The organism is Gryllotalpicola sp. CP2-P1 (genome assembly GCF_057512245.1).
The window spans coordinates 1-4,624 of the sequence record NZ_JBLRDT010000201.1; the positions used below are offsets into that span (position 1 = coordinate 1).

Annotated in this window: 5 protein-coding genes; 2 read left to right on the forward strand and 3 right to left on the reverse strand. The window is 69.7% G+C overall.

The genetic code is table 11. The features are described from left to right. Together infB and rbfA are read left to right on the forward strand one after the other, a co-directional pair. The coding region (gene infB, locus ACM2XV_RS12650; protein ID WP_487027179.1) for a translation initiation factor IF-2 at positions 1-1,902 on the forward strand (1,902 nt) is incomplete at its 5' end. 66 nt (positions 1,903-1,968) lie between these two features. Further along, positions 1,969-2,409 (forward strand): 30S ribosome-binding factor RbfA, encoded by a 441-nt coding sequence (gene rbfA, locus ACM2XV_RS12655; protein ID WP_344773170.1) that lies wholly within the window; start codon positions 1,969-1,971, stop codon positions 2,407-2,409. Between the two features lie 149 nt (positions 2,410-2,558). Here the strand turns inward: rbfA and ACM2XV_RS12660 are convergent, their stop codons facing one another. From ACM2XV_RS12660 to ACM2XV_RS12670, 3 genes are all read right to left on the reverse strand, one after another. After that, complete coding sequence (locus tag ACM2XV_RS12660; RefSeq protein ID WP_487027180.1) at positions 2,559-3,581, reverse strand: iron-siderophore ABC transporter substrate-binding protein; 1,023 nt, start codon at positions 3,579-3,581, stop codon at positions 2,559-2,561. Further along, positions 3,578-4,417: an ABC transporter ATP-binding protein gene (locus ACM2XV_RS12665; RefSeq protein ID WP_487027181.1), complete on the reverse strand. Its 840-nt coding sequence runs from the start codon at positions 4,415-4,417 to the stop codon at positions 3,578-3,580. Before ACM2XV_RS12665 ends, ACM2XV_RS12660 begins: the two co-directional genes overlap by 4 nt. After that, positions 4,414-4,624: iron chelate uptake ABC transporter family permease subunit (locus ACM2XV_RS12670; protein ID WP_487027182.1), on the reverse strand; the 211-nt coding region annotated here is incomplete at its 5' end. The genes ACM2XV_RS12665 and ACM2XV_RS12670, both read right to left, overlap by 4 nt.

The window sequence follows — 4,624 nt, forward strand, 5'->3', positions numbered from 1 at the left end:
AAGAGCCGCGCCCGCAAGTCGAAGCGGACGAAGCGCCAAGAGTTCGAGATGCGGGAGGCTCCGTCGCTTGGCGGCGTGAGTGTTCCCCGCGGCGACGGCTCGACGGTCATCCGCCTGCGCCGTGGCTCCTCCATCTCCGACTTCGCGGACAAGATCGACGCGAGCCCGGGCAACCTGGTGACCGTGCTGTTCCACCTCGGTGAGATGGCGACGGCGACCGAGTCGCTCGACGAGGCCACGTTCGAGGTGCTCGGCGCCGAGCTGGGCTACAAGATCCAGATCGTCTCGCCGGAGGACGAGGACAAGGAGCTCCTCGAGGGCTTCGACATCGACCTCGACCAGGAGCGCGAGGACGAGTCCGACGAGGACCTGGTTCCCCGTCCGCCGGTGGTCACCGTCGTCGGCCACGTCGACCACGGAAAGACGCGCCTCCTCGACGCGATCCGTCAGACGAACGTCATCGCAGGCGAGGCCGGCGGCATCACGCAGCACATCGGTGCCTACCAGGTGTGGACCGAGCACGAGGGCGCCGAGCGCGCCATCACCTTCATCGACACCCCTGGGCACGAGGCGTTCACCGCCATGCGTGCTCGCGGTGCGCAGGTCAGCGACGTCGCGATCCTCGTGGTCGCGGCCGACGACGGCATCATGCCGCAGACGGTCGAGGCGCTGAACCACATGCAGGCCGCCGACGTGCCGATCGTGGTCGCCGTCAACAAGATCGACAAGCCCGATGCCAACCCGGCGAAGGTGCGCCAGCAGCTCACCGAGTTCGGCCTCGTCGCCGAGGAGTACGGCGGCGACACGATGTTCGTCGACGTCTCGGCGCGCGAGGGCATCGGTCTCACCGAGCTGCTCGACGCCGTGCTGCTCACGGCCGATGCCGGGCTCGACCTGCGTGCGAACCCCGACAAGGACGCGCGCGGTGTCGCGATCGAAGCCAAGCTCGACAAGGGCCGCGGCGCCGTGGCGACCGTTCTGATCCAGTCCGGCACGCTGCGCGTCGGCGATTCGATCGTGGCGGGCACGGCCTACGGCCGCGTCCGTGCGATGCTCGACGAGAACGGCGAGAGCGTCGAAGAGGCGCTTCCGAGCCGCCCTGTCCAGGTGCAGGGTCTCTCGTCGGTGCCGCGCGCCGGTGACACGTTCATCGTGACCGAGGACGACCGCACGGCCCGCCAGATCGCCGAGAAGCGCGAAGCGGCCGAGCGCAACGCCCAGCTGGCGAAGGCGCGCAAGCGCATCAGCCTCGAGGACTTCACCCGCGCTCTCGAAGAGGGCAAGGTCGAGTCGCTCAACCTCATCATCAAGGGTGACGTCTCGGGTGCCGTCGAGGCCCTCGAGGAGTCGCTGCTCAAGATCGAGGTCGACGACAGCGTCCAGCTGCGCATCCTGCACCGCGGCGTCGGTGCGATCACCGAGTCCGACGTGGACCTCGCGACGATCGACAACGCGATCATCGTGGGCTTCAACGTCCGCCCCGATGTCAAGGCCCGCGAGCGCGCCGCGCGCGAGGGTGTCGACATCCGCTTCTACTCGGTCATCTACAACGCGATCGACGACATCGAGCAGTCCCTCAAAGGCATGCTCAAGCCCGAGTTCGAAGAGGTGCAGTCGGGTCTCGCCGAGATCCGCGAGGTGTTCCGCTCCTCCAAGTGGGGCAACATCGCGGGTGTCTACGTCCGCAGCGGCACGATCACGCGCAACGCCAAGGCGCGCGTCATCCGCGACGGCGTGGTGCTGGCCGACGGCCTCGCCATCGAGTCGCTGCGCCGCTTCAAGGACGACGTCACCGAGGTGCGCACCGACTTCGAAGCCGGTATCGGCCTCGGCAAGTTCAACGACATCCAGGTCGGCGACGAGATCGAGACCATCGAGATGCGCGAGAAGCCTCGCGTCTAGTGAGTTGCAGCGCGGGGGTCGGTTCCGGCCCCCGCGCTTTCCTCACCCAGGAAAGGGGAACGGCTCATGGCTGATCCGGAACGAGCCAGGAAGCTGGCCGACCGCATCAAGGTGGTCATCGCGAAGCGCCTCGAGAAGGGGCTGCGCGACCCGCGCCTCGGCTTCGTGACGATCACCGACGTGCGTGTGACGGGCGACCTGCAGCACGCGAGCGTCTTCTACACGGTGTACGGCTCCGAGCAGGAGCGCGCCGACTCGGCGAAGGCGCTCAAAGCCGCCACCGGCATGCTGCGCACCGAGGTGGGCCGCAACATCAGCGTTCGGCTGACGCCGACGCTCGAGTTCATCGCCGACGCGATCCCCGAGAACGCCGCGCACATCGACGAGCTGCTGCGCTCCGCCGCGGCGCGCGATTCCGAGGTGGCGGCGCTCGCGCAGGGCGCGCAGTACGCCGGCGACGAGGACCCGTATGTGAAGCCGCGTGACGACGAGGACGAGGGCGAATAGCTGAAGGGGATGCCTCGGCCGAGGCATCCGCTCGTGATTCTCGTCGGCGCGCGAGACAACAGACGACAGACGAGAGGCCCCGGGAGCGATCCTCCCGGGGCCTCTCTCTGCCCGGCGTCCAGAACCGCCGGGAGTGTGTCGGCAGCGCGCTACTCGGCTGCCTTCGCCGCCTTCGACAGGGCGGCGACGTAGTCCTTCAGGCCCCACGAGAGGGACAGCGCCGTGGGCGGCGAGACCGCCGAGACGAAGGCGGGGCCCGTCACCTGGGCGACGGCGCCCTTCTTCACCTGCTCCATCCCCGAGCCGTAGCTCGAGGTGAGGAACGCCTGCTGCTCGGCGTCGGTCGAGGCGAAGGAGAGCAGCACGTCGCTCTTCAGCTGGTCGACCTTCTCGGTGCTCAGCGCGTAGTAGAAGGTCTGATCGCCGTTGGCGAGCTCGTCGACGCTCGGCGCCGAGGTGAACCCGAGGTCCAGCGCGAACTGCACGCGGGAATCCGCCTTCTTGTACACGTCGAACTCCGAGGCGCTGCCCCACACCGCGGCGATGGTCTTGCCTGTGAACTCGGGGTGCGCGGCTGCCTGCTTCGCGATCTGCGCGTCGATGCCTGCGAGCACCTTCTTCGCCTTCGCGGGCTCGAAGAGCGCCTTGCCGGTGATCGAGATGACGTCCTTCCACGGCGTCGCCCACGCGGTCTTCGGGTAGGCGACCGTCGGCGCGATCGCCTTCAGCAGCTGGTCCTGCTTGGCCGTGAGACCCGAGTACGGCGCGAGGATCAGGTCGGGCTTCGCGGCCGCGATCGCCTCATAGGGCGGGTCGTCGGTCGTGTTCGGCAGCACGGTGGGCATCGTGAGGTCGTGCTTCTCGACGTAGTCGTTGATCCACGGCAGCACGCCCTTCTTGTCACCGGCGTATTCCTGGAACGGCATGGCCACCGGGTCGACGCCGATGGCGAGCGCCGCCTCGGTGGAGCCCCAGCCGAGCGTCACGACACGCTTCGGCTTCGACGAGATCACGGTGTCGCCGAACGCGTCGTGGATCGCGACGGATGTCGCGGCTGTGCTCTTCGGCTTCGAGTCGCTTCCGCCGCCGGAGGCGCCGCAGCCGGTGAGGGCGAGCGCGCTGGCGACGACGGCGGCGGCCGCGCCGAGCAGGCGCAGGCGTCGTGTGGTCATCTGGGGTCCTTTCGTAGTGGGGAGGGAATGCGCCGTGCCGTGGGCACCACGAGCGGCGAACCGGTCTCGGGGTCGGCGATGACGCGGGCGGAGAGCCCGAAGGCGGTCGCGAGCACGCTCTCGGTGATCACCTCGGCGGGGGAGCCGGTGGCGAGCACGCGGCCCTCGGCCACGACCACGAGCTCGTCGGCGTAGCGCGCCGCCAGGTTGAGGTCGTGCAGCACCATGACGACCGTCGTGCCGAGATGGTCGTTCAACTCGCACAGGAGGTCGAGCACCTCGAGCTGGTGGGCGATGTCGAGGAAGGTGGTCGGCTCGTCGAGCAGCAGCACGTCGGGGTTCTGGGCGAGTGCGAGCGCGATCCAGACGCGCTGACGCTGGCCGCCGGAGAGCTCGCCGACCCGCCGTGGGGCGAGCTCGAGGGTGTCGGTGAGGCGCAATGCCTCTGCCACGACGTTCTCGTCTTCGGCGCTGCGGCCGCCGAAGACGCCCTGGTGCGGGTGGCGGCCGCGCATGACGAGCTCGGCGACGGTGACGCCCTCGGGGGCGATGGGCTCCTGCGGCAGGATGCCGAGCATGCGCGCCAGCTGGCGCCCGGGGATGCCGCGGATGTCGGCGCCGTCGAGCGTGACGCTGCCCGCGCGGGGCGCCAGCAGGCGGGCGAGCCCCCGCAGCACCGTCGACTTGCCGCTTCCGTTCGCGCCGATGATCGCGGTGATGCGCCCGGGCGTGAGCTCGAGGTCGAGGTCGGGCACGATCGTGCGCCCCTCGTAGCCGAGCTGCAGCCCGTGGGCCGCGAGCGTGCGCGGGGTCGCGGGGGAGAGGGCGTCGCTCATGCGATCGCACCGTCCTTCCTCGTGAGCAGCCAGAGCAGGTAGGGCGCGCCGACGACGCCCGTGACGAGGCCGACGGGCGCTTGGAAGTCCCCGAGCCGCGCCGCGACGAAGTCGGCCGCGGTGACGAGAGCCGCTCCCGTGAGGGCGGATGCCACGGGCTGCAGGCCGCCCTCGCCGACCAGGCGGCGCGCGATCGGGGCGCTCACG